The organism is Sphingopyxis sp. 10G20-10 (genome assembly GCF_057365075.1).
In genome coordinates, this window is record NZ_CP195117.1 from 1,191,160 (window position 1) to 1,205,533 (window position 14,374).

The window sequence follows — 14,374 nt, forward strand, 5'->3', positions numbered from 1 at the left end:
ACCACCTAAGTTTCGCTACCTCCCCCATCAAGGGGGAGGAGGGCGCTGTAACAGTTTGAACCCTCCCTTCTGATGGCGGAAGGTTGGGTGGGGGCGACGCTTCGGTCAGCGCCGCCGCCAACTCTATGGCAACACCTTTACCCTGAACCATGTGTGCACCACCAAGCCGCGCCGTCGTCCCCCTCAACGGGAAGGGAAGGTGCGGCCAAGCTGTCATTTATTACCCGTCACGCTTTCGGGCAGATCTTCGCCGAATACGCGCTGATAATATTCGGCGACGATCATCCGCTCGGCCTCGTCGCATTTGTTGAGGAAGGTCAGGCGAAAGGCAAAGCCGAGGTTGTTGAAGATCGCCATATTCTGGGCCCAGCTGATCACGGTGCGCGGCGACATGACGGTCGAAATGTCGCCGTTCATAAAGCCCTGACGCGACAATTCGGCGACCTTGACCATATTGGCGACGGTGGTGTCGTCGGTTCCCGGCACCTTGGCGAGAACGATGGCGCTCTCGGTTGCGGCGGGGAGATAGTTGAGTGTGACGACGATGTTCCAGCGGTCCATCTGACCCTGGTTGATCTGTTGCGTCCCGTGATACAGCCCGCTGGTGTCGCCCAGACCGACGGTATTTGCGGTCGAGAACAGACGGAAATGCGGGTTCGGTCGGATGACGCGGTTCTGGTCGAGCAGGGTCAGCTTGCCCTCTGCCTCCAAAACGCGCTGGATGACGAACATCACATCGGGGCGACCGGCATCATATTCGTCGAACACCAGTGCGGTCGGGGTCTGCAGCGCCCAGGGGAGCAGGCCCTCGCGAAATTCGGTGACTTGCTGGCCTTCCCTCAGGACAATGGCATCGCGTCCGACCAAATCGATGCGGCTGATATGTGCGTCGAGGTTGACGCGGATCGTCGGCCAGTTGAGCCGCGCGGCCACTTGTTCGATGTGGGTCGATTTGCCGGTGCCATGATAGCCCTGCACCATCACGCGGCGGTTGTGCTTGAAGCCCGCAAGGATCGCCAGCGTGGTGTCGCCGTCAAAGACATAGGCGGGGTCGAGGTCGGGAACGCGCTCGTCGGCTTCGCTGAAGGCCGGTATCTTCATGTCGATATCGACGCCAAATACTTCGCGCGCATCAACCTCTGTATCGGGCGCGGCAAGCAGGGTCGATCCGTGATGATCGGGAAGGCTGTTGGGAATATCGGTCATCGCATTGGGCCTGAAGTTGGAGCGGCGGGAAGAGCGTCAGGCAAAAGCCGACGCTTTGGAAAGCGCGGTATAGGCCTCAATCACTGCTTGCAACGCCTTTTCATGGCTGCGGTCGCCGCCATTGCGGTCGGGGTGATAGCGGCGGAGCAGTTCGGCATAGCGTCGCCGTAGCGTCCGCCGGTCGGAGTCAGGCGAGAGATTGAGCAATTTCAGGGCGCGATGCTGTTCGCTGGTAAAGTGCGGGTGTGCCGCCTCGGCGCGGGCTTCGTCCATGCGCTGGCGAAAGCGGGCGCCAAGCGCATCGATGGGATCTTTGAAATCGGCCCAGCGCGGTGGCAGGTCGGCGCTGCCCGCCGCGCGAAAGGGGCGGCTTTCACTTGCCCAGCCCGCGACGGGCGATTGCGCGGCCAATATCTGGTCGGCGCTCATGCCGCTGAAATAATCATAGCCATCGTTAAATTCGCGCACATGATCGAGGCACAGCCAGCGATATTCGGGGGGTCCGTCGGCGGAGCGGCTGGCGGTGACGGGCGCGCGAAACTCGCCCGCATCGCGGCAACCGGGCACAGCGCATCGCTCTTCGCGTGGGACGCGGCCATGGAAGCGATTGGAACGGGCAGAGGAAGGCAATATCCGGCTTTCGGGCGGTGGCGGGGAGGTCTTTCATTTGTGCACTGCGGCGCTATGGTCAACCCCATGACTAGCAATGGACCCGTTCAAACCGAGATGGAAAGCCTGCTCCGTGCGGCTTTTCCCGATGCGCAATTTATCGTCACCAACGATAGCGCCCAGCATCATGGCCACAGCGGCGATGACGGCAGCGGCGAGTCGCATTTCAGCATTGCGATCGAATGGGCAGGCTTTGCCGCCATGAACCGCGTTGCGCGCCAGCGCAGCGTGAACAAGGCGCTGGGCGACCTGCCGGGACAGCGTGTCCATGCGCTCGCGATAAAGGCGCGGGCACCGGGAGAAGGCTGATGGTCGCCAAGGTCAATCTTGCGAAGGCTTTTGCGAGCATCAACGATCATTGGAACCCGCGCATTGCGGGCGATATCAACAATTTTCAGGTCAAGCTGGTCAAAATTTCCGGTGTCTTTGACTGGCACAGCCATGACGCAGAGGATGAATTGTTCCTTGTCGTTTCGGGGCGGATGACAATGGGGCTGCGAACCGGCAATGTGCTGGTCGAAACCGGCGAATTCATCATCGTCCCGCATGGTGTCGAGCATCGGCCCGAAGCGATGGATGGCGAATGCCAGATATTGTTGCTTGAACCATCGACGACGGTGAACACCGGTGGAATTGAATCTGCAAGAACGCGCGCACATCTGGAGCGACTGGCATGAGCATTTTGACCATTACCCCCACCACCCACGACCTTGGCAATTTCGAGGTGCGGCGTGTGTTGCCCAGCCGTGAACGCTCTATGGTCGGGCCTTTTATATTTGTCGACCAATTCGGTCCCGCCGTCCTGAAATCAGGCGCGGCGATGGATGTGCGGCCGCATCCGCATATCAACCTTGCCACCGTCACCTATTTGTTCGCCGGTGCGATCGACCATCGCGACAGTATCGGCAGCTTTGCAACCATCGAACCGGGCGCGGTCAACTTGATGACGGCAGGGCGCGGTATCGTTCACAGCGAACGATCCCCGCAAGCGACGCGCAATACCGACCGGCCGATGTTCGGGATGCAGACCTGGCTGGCGCTGCCCGACGGTTGTGAAGAAATTGATCCGGCCTTTGAACAGGTGAAACCGGATAACTTGCCAGTTATCGAAGACGGTGGGGCCACCGCGCGGGTGATTATGGGAACATTGTGGGGGCAAACGGCCCCCACCACGCAGCACGCCAGCACCATTTATGCCGATATCCAGATCGGGACTGAAGGAAGCATCCCCATTGATGCCGAGGCCGACGAGCGCGCGGTCATGCTGGTCGAGGGCGATGCCGCGCTCGATGCCGTGCCGCTGGAGCCTTATATTCTGTATATCCTTGCGCCGGGGCAGGCGATGGCGCTGCGGTCCAAGGCGGGTGGCCGCGTGATGTTGCTTGGTGGCGAAGCCTTTACGACCAAGCGCCACGCCTGGTGGAATTTCGTGTCGTCGAGCCGCGACCGGATCAATCAGGCCAAGGACGACTGGCGCGCCGGACGTTTCCCGCTCGTGCCCGGCGACAGCGAAGAACATATCCCGCTGCCCGAGGTGCCGAATACGGTGACCTATCCATGAGCGATTTTCCGATGACCCGTCACAGATTGGCGACGGGGGTAGAGATTGATGCGGTTGATATGGGGCCGCGCGATGCGCCGGTGCTGATCTTTCTCCACGGTTTTCCTGAATCGCACCGCACATGGCGCCATCAGCTGCCGCATTTGTCGAGCCGATTTCGCTGCATCGCGCCCGATCAGCGCGGCTATCGCGGATCGTCAAAGCCGCAGGATGTGGACAGCTATACGCCCGACAAGCTGATTGCCGATGTTTTCGCGCTCGCCGATGCGATGGGCGTCGGCGAGTTCACCATTGTCGGCCATGACTGGGGCGGGGCGATTGCATGGGGGGTCGCGCTCGGCGGGCAACCGGGCGGGCTGCATCCGGCTTGGGCGGGCCGCGTGACCCGCGCGGTGATCGCCAATGCGCCGCACCCGTTTCTTTTCCAAAAGCTGCTGTTCACCGATTTGAAACAGCGCGCCGCCAGCCAGTATATCAACGCTTTTCGCGACCCCGCCAATGACGGGTTGATCCGCGACCATGGGCTGACCGGCCTGTTGATGCAGGCGGTCAAATGGGACCGGCCCAGCACTATGGAGCCAGAAGAGCGCGCTGCGTTGCTCAGCGACTGGCAGGATCGCGACACCTGTTTCGGGATGATCAACTGGTATCGCGCCTCTTCGATGACGGTCCCCGATATGGACGCGCCCACCACGCTGCCGGTCGATATGCCGAGCGAATTTCCCCGACTGACCATCCCGACTTTGGTCATCTGGGCACTCGATGATCTGGCGCTGCCGCCGTCGAACCTCGACGGACTGGAAACACTGGTCCCCAACGCGACCATCGTCAAAATCCCCGACTGCGGCCATTTCGTGCCGTGGGAAGCGCCGCAAGCGGTCAACGCCGCGCTCGACGATTTTCTGGCGGAGTAGCGGGCGATGCAGGGGCATGGACATCTGTTTCGATCACGCGGCGACCATGACCATAGCCCCGTCACCTATATCGAGCTGTTCTTTGATTTGGTGTTCGTCTTTGCAATTACCCAGCTGGCGCATCGGTTGCTCGCGCATCTGACTGTCCTTGGGGCGGTCGAGACGCTGGTGCTGCTGTTCGCGGTGTGGTGGGTATGGATTTACACCAGCTGGGTGACCAACTGGCTCGACCCCGAACGCGCGCCTGTGCGGTTGATGCTGATTGTCATGATGCTGGCGGGGCTGGTGCTGTCGAGTGCGATTCCCGATGCCTTTGGCAAAACGGGATGGCTGTTTGTCGCAGCCTATTGCGCGATGCAGATCGGTCGCTCGCTTTACATGGTGTGGGTCAGCTGGCGCGTGCACCACGCCCGCGCGCGCAATTTCCTGCGCATCAGTTGCTGGTTTTTGCTGGCCCTGCCGCTGTGGGTGGCGGGAGCTCTTGCGCCGCATGATACGCGCTTGCTGTTGTGGGCGGCGGCACTGGCGGTTGAATATGCGGGTCCGTTCCTGTTGTTCCGCACGCCCGGACTGGGACACTCGCAAATGTCCGACTGGGATATTTCGGGCGCGCATATGGCCGAACGCTGCGCGCTGTTCATCATCATCGCGCTGGGTGAATCGGTGTTGATTACCGGCGCGACCTTTGCCCAACTGCCACAGGACGCGCTGCACTGGACCGCCTTTGCGACCTGCTTTTTGGGCAGCGCGACCTTGTGGTGGATATATTTCGACACCGGCGCGCGGCGCGGCGGAGAGGTGATCGCGCAAAGCGACAACGTCGGCCAGATCGCGCGTAACGCCTATACCTATTGGCACATCCCGATTGTTGCCGGTCTGGTGGTGACGGCGGTGGGGGACGAATTGATACTGATGCACCCGCACGACCATGTCACGCCATGGATATTGGTCGGGATCGTCGGCGGTCCAATACTGTTCCTATTCGGCAATTTGGGTTTCAAATGGGCGACATCGGGTCGGCGCTTCCCGCCCTTTTCACAAGTTTTGGGCCTGATCTTGCTGTTCGCGATCGCAGCGGGGGTCGCACTTGCGGGTTGGAACACCCTGCAAATCGGAATGGCCGTGCTCGCCGCACTCATTTTCACCGCAATTTGGGAATGGGGGTCTTTCCACGGTGGCTGGCAGCGCTGGATGCCATGGTTGGGGCGGCGGCTGAAGTGGTCCGATTGAGGATGGGGTTTTAGGGTGGAGTTGGTGTTTGGGAGTTGTCTGCTTTGGGGTGGTTAGCTGATGGTCTAGTTATTACTCGAAGTCGCAACTAGCTGCCGGTCACCTGATAGGAGATTCTGATCTCATCGACATTGTCGTTTTTATCAAACACCCTAGACTCGGCAGCGTATAGGACGCGGAGGTGATCGGCTGCTAGCCATTTCACTTCTGCCCATGGCCCGCCCCAATCACCAGCCTTCGCTTTCCCATGGTCGTCATCAGCCACAAAAGCATTGCCACTTCCCGACAGTGATTTTCCAGCTTCAAGAACGGAAATCTGAGTAGAAAATCCCGTCGTGGTTCCACAGTCACGTTGAAAAATGACGGCCTCATTCTTCCCATCGGGTGACAGCGTTTGTGAAACGATTGTGTTCTCGCAGGAGTCAGAACATCCACCGATGAAGGCGGTAGCAGTGAGAAGAATCAGCTTTCCCATCATGCGCCCCATCCTTAATTCGCTGGATCAAGCAAGCACCCCGACGCTCCCGCAAAGCGTGCGGTGCGGGTTGCTAGCAACGGGACGCTGCCGGTGACGCTTTTGGTCGCGGTGTCGTCGGCGACCGAGACGATTTCCATGCCCGGTTCAAAATCCCTCTGGCAGCTTTTGAGAGTCCGCCCTTCGACATAGCGGCACGAACAGCCGATGCGGGCGGCATAGGCGGCGCCCAGCTCGGCGCGCGCCTTGAACGCGGGATATTGCCAGATTGCGACACCGCCGATGATGATGAGGATGATAATCAACCAGAGCAGGCAGCCGCGCCGTTTCGGCTTTGTCGGCTTGGCCGCCATCGCCGGTTCTGCGGCTGGCGGCGTTTCTGGCGTTGCCGGGCTGGTCTGGTCGGTGCTAGTCACTCACCCTATGATCACGAAAAAGAAGGTGCTGGCAAGTGCTGCCGTGGCCGGTTTGGCGATATGGTCGCTGGCGCAAGCCACAGGACAGGATAAAGCGCCCCCCACTCCGACAGCACAAGCGTCGCCAAACGGGCTTGCGCCCTCGGTAAAGGCCAAGGCCGACGCGCTGTTCGACGACGCGGGGGCAGTGGGCGAAACGCGCGCGCTTTATGTGCTGCGCGACGGAGAGCCGGTTTATGAACGTTATGGCAGCGGCTTTGGACCTGACAGCAAGCTGATCAGCTGGTCGATGGCCAAGAGCATAACCGCCGTGCTGACCGGCTTTCTGGTCGCCGATGGACGGTTGGCGCTCGACGGTCCGGCACCGGTCGCGGGGTGGCAGCGCAGCGGCGATCCGCGCGGGGCGATCACCTTGCGCAACTTGCTGCACATGTCGTCGGGGCTGGAGCATGTCGAGGAAGGCGCGCCCAATTGGTCGGTCGATACCTTCACCATGCTGTTCGGGGCCGGTGCGCGCGATATGGCGGGTTTTGCCGAGGCCAAGCCCGCCGTGGCGCGGCCCGACGAGGTTTATAATTACAGTTCTGCCACCAGCGTCATCCTGTCGGACATATTGACCGACACGCTGACCACATCACCCAATCCGGAGGCGCGGCGCGAGGCGATGCTGGAATTCATCTCCGGCCGGCTGACCGAGCCGCTGGGCATCACCAGCCTGACCCCTGAATTTGATGCCAAGGGGACGATGATCGGCGGATCGATCATGCACGCGACCGCGCGTGATTATGGAAAGTTCGGTGAATTTCTGCGCAACCATGGCGTCGTCAACGGCCAGCGTTTGCTGCCCGAAAGCTGGATGCGCTTCATGCTGTCTTCGGCGCCGACCGACGCCGGCTATGGCGGCCATATCTGGCTGAACCGCCCGCGACCGGCAGGCTCTGCCGAGGCGCTATGGCCCGAGCGTGGCCCCAATGACCTGTTCGCCTGTATCGGCCATCAGGGGCAATATATCATTGTCTCCCCATCGCAGCGGCTGACGGTTGTGCGGTTGGGGATTACCAAGGACGACCAGTTTCCGGCCTTGCGGACGCATCTGGCAGATTTGATTGCAGCGCTCTGAGTAAAACCCCTCCCCTTCAGGGGAGGGCGAGGTTGTTTTCAAAGCAGAAGTTCGCCGGTCATTATCGTGACGCATTGGCCGTCGAGAAGAACGCGATCGCCATCGATCCGGCAACCGACATGCCCACCGCGCGTGCTGGCCTGATAGGCGGTAAAGGCGTCGCGGCCCAACCGGTCGGTCCAATAGGGGGTCAGCACGCTATGCGCCGATCCCGTGACCGGATCTTCGTCAATGCCCGCGCCGGGTGCAAAAACGCGGCTGATCACATCGGTTCCTGCGGCGTCCCCATCACCGTGGGCGGTGGCGATATACAAGACATCGCCCTGCGACCGCAGCGTGCGGAAATCGGGTGACAGCGCGCGGATCGCTGTCGCGTCGGGATAGACGATCAGTGCATAGCGCCCCGGATGCCACAGCGTTTCGAGCGCACCTTCGCCGAGTGCCGCGACGGTGTCGGGCAGCGGTTTGGGGTCGGCGCGATAGGCGGGCAGGGCCATGGCATAGCCATCGCCATCGCGCGTAACGCGCAGGACGCCTGCCTGTCGGGTGCGAAAGCTGACGCTATCGATTGCCGCGTTGGCGGTTAACATCACATGGCCGCTTGCCAGCGTGGCGTGACCGCATAGGGCAACCTCGACCGTCGGGGTGAACCAGCGCAGCTCATAATCGGCTTCACCGCTGCTGTCGGGAATCAGAAAGGCGGTTTCGGAGAGATTATTTTCGGCCGCTATGGCCTGTAGTGTCGCATCATCCAGCCAGGCGTCGAGCGGCATCACGGCGGCCGGATTACCGGTGAAGGCGCGCGATGCAAAGGCATCGACCTGGGCGATGGGCAGGCGCATTAGTGATGATGCTCCATTTTGCCGTCGGTCAGGCAAGCCTCGTCACTTGTCTGGCCCTCGGGTTCGGGGTGGATCAGGATTTCGGTGCCGGGGAATTCGCGGCCCAGCTTCTCCTCGATTTCATCCATGATCTGATGCGCTGCGGCCAGCGTCATGTCGGGGTCGACCCAGACATGGAATTGCGCGAAATCGCGTCCGCCGCTGGTACGCGTGCGCAGGTCGTGGATGCTGGCGAGTTCGGGGTGGGCCAACGCGACTTTCAAAAAAGCCTCTTTCTTGGCCGGGCTCCATTCGCGGTCCATCAATTCGTCGATCGCATGGCTCGCCGCGCGATAAGCGCCCCACAAAAGCCACAAGGCGATGATGACGCCGAACAACGGGTCGGCCCAGCGCCAGCCGACCAGTTGATCGAGCGCGAGCGCGGCGATAACCGCCAAGTTGAGCAGCAAGTCCGACTGATAATGCACATGGTCGGCCATAATCGCGACCGAGCCTGTCTTGCGGATGACATGGCGTTGATAGGCGAGCAGGCCGACGGTTGCCGCCATCGCGATCAGCGATACCGCAACGCCCATTTCCAGCCCCTCGGTCTCCGCGCCATTCCAGAACCGGTCGATGGCGCGCCAGCCGATGCCGATGGCCGACACCGATATCAACATGACCTGAAACAGCGCCGCCAGCCCCTCGGCCTTGCCATGGCCAAAGCGATGATCATCGTCGGCGGGCATGGCGGCATAGCGGACGCCGAGCAGGGTGACGATCGAGGCAATCAGGTCGAGTGTGGTGTCGGCAAGGCTGCCGAGCATCGCGACCGACCCCGTATCCCAGCTTGCCCAGACTTTGAGCAGGACAAGCGACAGCGCCATCGTAATGCTGGCCACCGCGGCGCGGCTGGTGAGGGTGCCGCGATCACTGGGGCCGTGATCATGGCCATGATGATGCAGGCCGCTCATGGATAGAGCATCCCGCTGGTCCAGCCGCCATCGGTGTGGGTGAACAGGGTGCGTTCGTGGAGGCGGTGCGCGCGGTCCTGCCAGAATTCGATGGCCGTGGGCGTCACGCGCCAGCCCGACCAACGCGGCGGACGCGGCACATCCTGCCCCTCGAATCGCGCCTGCATTGCGGCAAAGCGATCTTCGAAAATCTTGCGGCTGTTGAGTGGGCGCGATTGGTCGCTGGCCCAAGCCCCCAATTGCGAATCGCGGCTGCGGGTCGCGAAATAGGCGTCGGCGGTTGCCTCATCGACCGGACTCACCGTGCCTTCGATGCGGATCTGGCGACGCAGCGATTTCCAGTGAAAGAGCAGGGCGACATGCGCATTTGCGGCCAGTTCATTGCCCTTGCGGCTGTCGAGATTGGTATAAAAGACAAAACCGTCGGCCCCATGCCCTTTGAGCAGCACCATACGCAGCGACGGGTGTCCGTCGGGTGTCGCGGTGGCGAGCGCCATGGCATTGGCGTCATTCGGCTCGGTTTCGCGCGCCTCGGTGAACCAAGTGTCGAAGAGATGGAAAGGATCGGCTGTCATCGGCACGTCCATAATGCGCGCTGCCGCTATGGTCGAGAAAATCCGTAGACTTTGCTAGAACTTGACCCACTATGGGGTCGAACCCACATTCACGGGCAACTCTTCCCTCCCGATTGGGCATTTATCAGGCTATTGGACGTTTATGGCAGACCCTTATACAACATTGGGCTTAGCGAAATCGGCTAGCGAAGCGGAAATCAAATCCGCCTATCGCAAACTCGCCAAACAGCTTCATCCCGACAAGAATAAAGATAATCCAAAGGCTTCGGAGCGTTTTAGCGACGTGACCAAGGCTTATGACCTGTTGTCGGACAAGACAAAACGCGCGCAATTTGATCGCGGAGAGATTGACGGTGAGGGCAATCCGGCCATGCCCTTTGGCTATGGCGGCGGCGGTGGCGGCGGCTATCGCGGCGATCCGCGCGGCGGTTCGGGTGGCTTTGGCGGCGAGGGCGCCGATTTTTCCGACCTGTTCGAAGGGTTGTTTGGCGGTCGCAGCGCTGGCGGCGGAGGCGGTGGGCCGTTCGGCGGATTTGGCGGTCGCAGCGCGCCGCCGCCCAAGGGCGCGAATGTCGCCTATCGATTGGCGGTCAGCTTCGTCGATGCGGCCACGCGCGCACCGCAGCGGATCACGCTTTCCGACGGTGCAACAATCGATCTGAAGCTGCCTGCGGGCGTCGAGAACGGCACGCAAATGCGCCTTGCCGGCAAGGGGCAGGCGGGTCCGGGCGGCAATGGCGACGGCATATTGACGATCAGCGTCAAGGATCACCCCTTTTACGAACGCGATGGCGCCAATATCCGCCTCGACCTGCCGATCACGCTCAACGAGGCGGTGACGGGGGCGAAGATCAAGGTGCCGACGGTGGACGGGCCGGTGATGCTGTCAATCCCTGCCGGGTCGTCCTCGGGTAAAGTTATGCGGTTAAAGGGTAAGGGATTCAGCCAGAAAAGCGGCGGTCGCGGCGACCAGTTGGTGCGCCTGATGGTCGACCTGCCCGCCGATAATGCAGATTTGGCCAAGTTGGTCGGCGACTGGACCGACACGCGATCGGTGCGCGCCGAACTGGGCGTCTGACGCATGGCGGGTCGCCCGGTCCAACCATCGCGTGAAGATCGCAAAGCGGCAGATGCCCTTGCGCGCGAGGTGGCAGCCGAGGTTGATCGCGAATATCAGGCCGAGGGTCATTCCCCCCATTCGCCCGAAGCGCGGGCCGAGCGCGCCAAACGACGCAAGATTCGGGCAACGGCGCAAGGTCTGCTTGATCGCAGTCGGGCGCGCATAGGGCCGGGAACCCGCGCTTTTCGCATATTGCGCCGGGTTGTTATCGGCACCTATACCGATGGCTTCATCCATGCCGGCAATCTGGCCTATCTGGCGCTGATTGCGCTTTTCCCCTTCTTCATCCTGATGGCGGCAGCAATCAGCCTGTTTGGCGGCAGTGCCGGTGGAGAGGCCGTTGTGTCGGCGGTTTTTTCAACGATGCCGCCGACCGTTGCCAAAGCGCTGTCGGGGCCAATCCGCGAAGTGATGACGTCGCGTTCTGGGCCATTTTTATGGCTCGGTGCGTTGGTCGCGTTGTGGACCGTGGGCAGTCTGATCGAAACGGTGCGCGATATTTTGCGCCGTGCCTATGGCACACATTTCAGCAAGGGCTTTTTTCATCACCGATTATTGTCGATCGGCATTATCACCGGCGCTGTCGTGTTGATGATGCTATCCTTCAGTATGCAGGTGGCGATCGTGGGGGTGGAGCAGTTTATCGGGCGCGTGCTGCCGTCAGCCTATCAATCTGCGGGGTCGATTGCGATTTCGCGCATTGTGTCGGCGCTGGGCTTGTTTCTGGCGCTTTTCCTGCTGTTTATTTCGCTGACTCCGACGAAATATCGCGGGCGTCAGTTTCCCAAATGGCCCGGCGCGCTGTTCACGACCTCATGGTGGGTCGGGGTAACGTTGGCGCTGCCGCCGCTGCTTGCCAACCTGCTGCGCTATAACGCCACCTACGGCAGTCTTGCGGGGGTGATGGTGGCGCTGTTCTTTTTCTATCTGGTTGGATTGGGTATGGTGATGGGTGCGGAATTAAATGCGGCGCTTGTCGAGGTTGAGGATTTGGGCCACGACGCTAACGAAGATGGCGAAGACGCGAAGGGCGGAGATACAGAATGAGTGGTTTGATGAAGGGTAAGCGCGGACTGATCATGGGCCTTGCCAATGATAAGTCGCTCGCCTGGGGGATTGCCAAGGCGCTGCATGGCGCAGGCGCCGAGCTGGCGATCAGCTATCAGGGTGACGTGATGCTGAAGCGGGTAAAGCCGCTTGCTGACCAGTTGGGCTGTGATTTCCTGATTGATTGCGATGTGTCCGACATGGGCAATCTGGATGCGGCTTTTGCGACGCTGGCTGATCGCTGGCCGACCATCGACTTCATCGTCCATGCCATCGGCTATACGAACAAAGAGGCGCTGCGCGGCAAATATGCTGATGTCACGCTCGACGATTTCCTGATGACGATGAACATCAGCGTTTACAGCTTTACCGCCGTCGCCGCGCGCGCGGCGCTGTTGATGCCGGAGGGCGGGTCGATGTTGACGCTCAGCTATTATGGCGCCGAGAAAGTCATCCCGCATTATAACGTCATGGGCGTTGCCAAATCGGCGCTGGAAACCAGCGTCAAATATCTCGCCAATGATTATGGTCCGCAAAATGTGCGGGTGAATGCAATTTCGGCGGGTCCGATCAAGACGTTGGCGGCCAGCGGGATCGGCGATTTCCGCCTGATCCTGAAATGGAACGAGCATAATGCCCCGCTGCGCCGCAATGTCACCATCGATGATGTCGGCGGATCGGCGCTCTATCTGCTCAGCGATCTGGCATCGGGCGTGACGGGCGAGGCCCATCATGTTGATGCGGGTTATCATACCATCGGTATGAAGCAGGAAGACGCACCGGATATTGCGCTGGTGTGATGGGGACGCTTGCCCTTGACCATGTGCAGATGGCTATACCAGTCGGAGGGGAAGATCAGGCGCGGCAATTTTTTGGCGATTTGCTAGGGCTGACCGAACTACCCAAGCCTGCGGATATGGCGGCACGCGGGGGATGTTGGTTCGCTTTGGGAGGCCTGCAGTTGCATGTCGGGACAGAGGCGAATTTTCAGCCCGCAAAGAAAGCGCATGTTGCGCTGAGCACCGATGGTCTGGATACCTTGCGCAAGCGTCTGAAAACAGCAGGCTATGCGACGAAGGATGACAGCCCCGTCGATGGTCGGTATCGTTTCTTCACCCACGACCCCTTCGGCAACCGGATCGAATTTATGGACAGGATCGCGCGGCAATGAGTCTCAACAGTTTCGGCCATGTCCTGCGCTTTACGACCTGGGGGGAAAGCCATGGGCCTGCGCTGGGCGCTGTGGTTGACGGCTGCCCGCCACGGCTGTCGCTGACCGAGGATGATATTCAGCCCTGGCTCGACAAGCGCCGTCCGGGCACCTCGCGCCACACGACACAGCGGCGCGAGCCCGATGCCGTGCGTATCTTGTCAGGCGTGTTCGAGGGCAAGACGACGGGAACGCCGATCAGTCTGATGATCGAGAACACCGACCAGCGGTCCAAGGATTATGGCGACATCGCCAAAGCCTATCGCCCCGGTCATGCCGATTATAGCTATGACGCCAAATATGGCATTCGCGACTATCGCGGCGGCGGCCGGTCGAGCGCGCGCGAAACGGCGGCGCGGGTCGCGGCGGGCGCGGTGGCGCGGCTGGTCATCCCCGACGTGCAAATCCACGCCTGGGTGGCAGAGATTGGCGGCGACAAGATCAATCCGGATAACTTTGATCTCGAAGAGATTGACCGCAATCCCTTTTTCTGTCCCGATGCGGCGGCGGCGCAGCGTTGGGAGGGGGTGATGGATGAGGCGCGCAAGGCGGGCAGCTCGCTTGGCGCGGTTATCGAATGTGCGGCGAGCGGCGTTCCCGCTGGTTGGGGGGCGCCGGTCTATGCCAAGCTCGACGCCGAATTGGCGGGCGCGATGATGGGGATCAACGCGGTCAAGGGTGTCGAAATCGGTGCCGGATTTATCGCGGCGCGGCTGCGCGGCGAGGAAAATGCCGATCCGATGCGGCCCGCCAGCGACGGCAGCAACCACCCCGATTTCCTGTCGAATAATGCAGGGGGAATCGCTGGCGGCATTTCGACCGGACAGCCGGTGGTGGTGCGCGTGGCCTTTAAGCCGACCAGTTCGATTCTGACTCCGGTCCAAACGATCAACGATCAGGGAGAGGCGACCGATATTGTCACCAAAGGCCGCCACGATCCGTGTGTCGGCATCCGCGGCACGCCTGTGGTCGAAGCGATGATGGCGCTGGTCCTTGCCGACCATAAGCTGCTGCACCGGGCACAATGCGGATGATG

At 61.1% G+C, this 14,374-nt stretch carries 18 protein-coding genes; 11 read left to right on the forward strand and 7 right to left on the reverse strand.

Going from position 1 to position 14,374, the window contains the following annotated elements; genetic code table 11:
* Positions 1–213: 213 nt before the first annotated feature.
* Positions 214–1,206, reverse strand: coding sequence for a cobaltochelatase subunit CobS (gene cobS, locus ACR3XE_RS05760; RefSeq protein WP_473698564.1), 993 nt, complete (start codon positions 1,204–1,206; stop codon positions 214–216).
* A 36-nt stretch (positions 1,207–1,242) separates the two neighbouring features.
* On the reverse strand, positions 1,243–1,773 hold the full coding sequence (locus ACR3XE_RS05765) for a J domain-containing protein (RefSeq protein ID WP_473698563.1): 531 nt from the start codon (positions 1,771–1,773) through the stop codon (positions 1,243–1,245).
* Between the two features lie 129 nt (positions 1,774–1,902).
* Between ACR3XE_RS05765 and ACR3XE_RS05770 the strand changes: the two genes are divergently transcribed.
* Genes ACR3XE_RS05770 through ACR3XE_RS05790 form a run of 5 tightly spaced genes read left to right on the forward strand, consistent with a single transcriptional unit; the run spans position 1,903 to position 5,580 of the window.
* Entirely contained in the window at positions 1,903–2,184 is a 282-nt protein-coding gene (locus ACR3XE_RS05770; protein ID WP_473698562.1) for a BolA family protein, read from the forward strand.
* Positions 2,184–2,552: a cupin domain-containing protein gene (locus ACR3XE_RS05775; RefSeq protein ID WP_473698561.1), complete on the forward strand. Its 369-nt coding sequence runs from the start codon at positions 2,184–2,186 to the stop codon at positions 2,550–2,552. Before ACR3XE_RS05770 ends, ACR3XE_RS05775 begins: the two co-directional genes overlap by 1 nt.
* Positions 2,549–3,436 carry a pirin family protein gene (locus ACR3XE_RS05780; protein WP_473698560.1) on the forward strand — a complete coding sequence of 296 codons (888 nt, stop codon included), beginning with the start codon at positions 2,549–2,551 and terminating at the stop codon, positions 3,434–3,436. The genes ACR3XE_RS05775 and ACR3XE_RS05780 overlap by 4 nt, the downstream gene beginning before the upstream one ends.
* Entirely contained in the window at positions 3,433–4,350 is a 918-nt protein-coding gene (locus tag ACR3XE_RS05785; RefSeq protein WP_486185975.1) for an alpha/beta fold hydrolase, read from the forward strand. The genes ACR3XE_RS05780 and ACR3XE_RS05785 overlap by 4 nt, the downstream gene beginning before the upstream one ends.
* Positions 4,351–4,356: 6 nt before the next feature.
* Entirely contained in the window at positions 4,357–5,580 is a 1,224-nt protein-coding gene (locus tag ACR3XE_RS05790; protein WP_473698559.1) for a low temperature requirement protein A, read from the forward strand.
* Positions 5,581–5,668: 88 nt separating this feature from the next.
* Here ACR3XE_RS05790 and ACR3XE_RS05795 read toward each other — a convergent pair whose 3' ends face one another.
* Both ACR3XE_RS05795 and ACR3XE_RS05800 read right to left on the reverse strand, forming a co-directional pair.
* The gene (locus tag ACR3XE_RS05795; RefSeq protein ID WP_473698558.1) at positions 5,669–6,058 is read right to left on the reverse strand and encodes a hypothetical protein; all 390 of its coding nucleotides are present in this window, start codon (positions 6,056–6,058) and stop codon (positions 5,669–5,671) included.
* Between the two features lie 11 nt (positions 6,059–6,069).
* Positions 6,070–6,471, reverse strand: coding sequence for a hypothetical protein (locus ACR3XE_RS05800; RefSeq protein WP_473698557.1), 402 nt, complete (start codon positions 6,469–6,471; stop codon positions 6,070–6,072).
* A gap of 7 nt (positions 6,472–6,478) precedes the next feature.
* Here ACR3XE_RS05800 and ACR3XE_RS05805 point away from each other — a divergent pair, with 7 nt between their 5' ends.
* Positions 6,479–7,591, forward strand: a complete 1,113-nt coding sequence (locus tag ACR3XE_RS05805; protein ID WP_473698556.1) for a serine hydrolase domain-containing protein — start codon at positions 6,479–6,481, stop codon at positions 7,589–7,591.
* A 38-nt stretch (positions 7,592–7,629) separates the two neighbouring features.
* Here ACR3XE_RS05805 and ACR3XE_RS05810 read toward each other — a convergent pair whose 3' ends face one another.
* The 3 genes from ACR3XE_RS05810 to pdxH are packed head-to-tail and all read right to left on the reverse strand — an operon-like array spanning position 7,630 to position 9,961.
* Positions 7,630–8,433 (reverse strand): PhzF family phenazine biosynthesis protein, encoded by an 804-nt coding sequence (locus ACR3XE_RS05810; RefSeq protein ID WP_473698555.1) that lies wholly within the window; start codon positions 8,431–8,433, stop codon positions 7,630–7,632.
* Positions 8,433–9,386: a cation diffusion facilitator family transporter gene (locus ACR3XE_RS05815; RefSeq protein ID WP_473698554.1), complete on the reverse strand. Its 954-nt coding sequence runs from the start codon at positions 9,384–9,386 to the stop codon at positions 8,433–8,435. The genes ACR3XE_RS05810 and ACR3XE_RS05815 overlap by 1 nt, the downstream gene beginning before the upstream one ends.
* Positions 9,383–9,961, reverse strand: a complete 579-nt coding sequence (gene pdxH, locus ACR3XE_RS05820; protein WP_473698553.1) for a pyridoxamine 5'-phosphate oxidase — start codon at positions 9,959–9,961, stop codon at positions 9,383–9,385. Before pdxH ends, ACR3XE_RS05815 begins: the two co-directional genes overlap by 4 nt.
* 142 nt (positions 9,962–10,103) lie before the next feature.
* Here pdxH and ACR3XE_RS05825 point away from each other — a divergent pair, with 142 nt between their 5' ends.
* The 5 genes from ACR3XE_RS05825 to aroC are packed head-to-tail and all read left to right on the forward strand — an operon-like array spanning position 10,104 to position 14,372.
* A complete protein-coding gene (locus tag ACR3XE_RS05825; protein WP_473698552.1) occupies positions 10,104–11,039 on the forward strand; it encodes a DnaJ C-terminal domain-containing protein in 936 nt (311 codons plus the stop codon).
* A gap of 3 nt (positions 11,040–11,042) precedes the next feature.
* Positions 11,043–12,128: a YihY/virulence factor BrkB family protein gene (locus tag ACR3XE_RS05830; protein ID WP_486185976.1), complete on the forward strand. Its 1,086-nt coding sequence runs from the start codon at positions 11,043–11,045 to the stop codon at positions 12,126–12,128.
* Positions 12,125–12,928: an enoyl-ACP reductase FabI gene (gene fabI / locus ACR3XE_RS05835; RefSeq protein WP_473698550.1), complete on the forward strand. Its 804-nt coding sequence runs from the start codon at positions 12,125–12,127 to the stop codon at positions 12,926–12,928. The genes ACR3XE_RS05830 and fabI overlap by 4 nt, the downstream gene beginning before the upstream one ends.
* Positions 12,928–13,299, forward strand: coding sequence for a VOC family protein (locus tag ACR3XE_RS05840; RefSeq protein ID WP_486185977.1), 372 nt, complete (start codon positions 12,928–12,930; stop codon positions 13,297–13,299). The genes fabI and ACR3XE_RS05840 overlap by 1 nt, the downstream gene beginning before the upstream one ends.
* Complete coding sequence (gene aroC / locus ACR3XE_RS05845) at positions 13,296–14,372, forward strand: chorismate synthase (protein WP_486185978.1); 1,077 nt, start codon at positions 13,296–13,298, stop codon at positions 14,370–14,372. The genes ACR3XE_RS05840 and aroC overlap by 4 nt, the downstream gene beginning before the upstream one ends.
* The last annotated feature ends 2 nt before the right edge of the window (positions 14,373–14,374 follow it).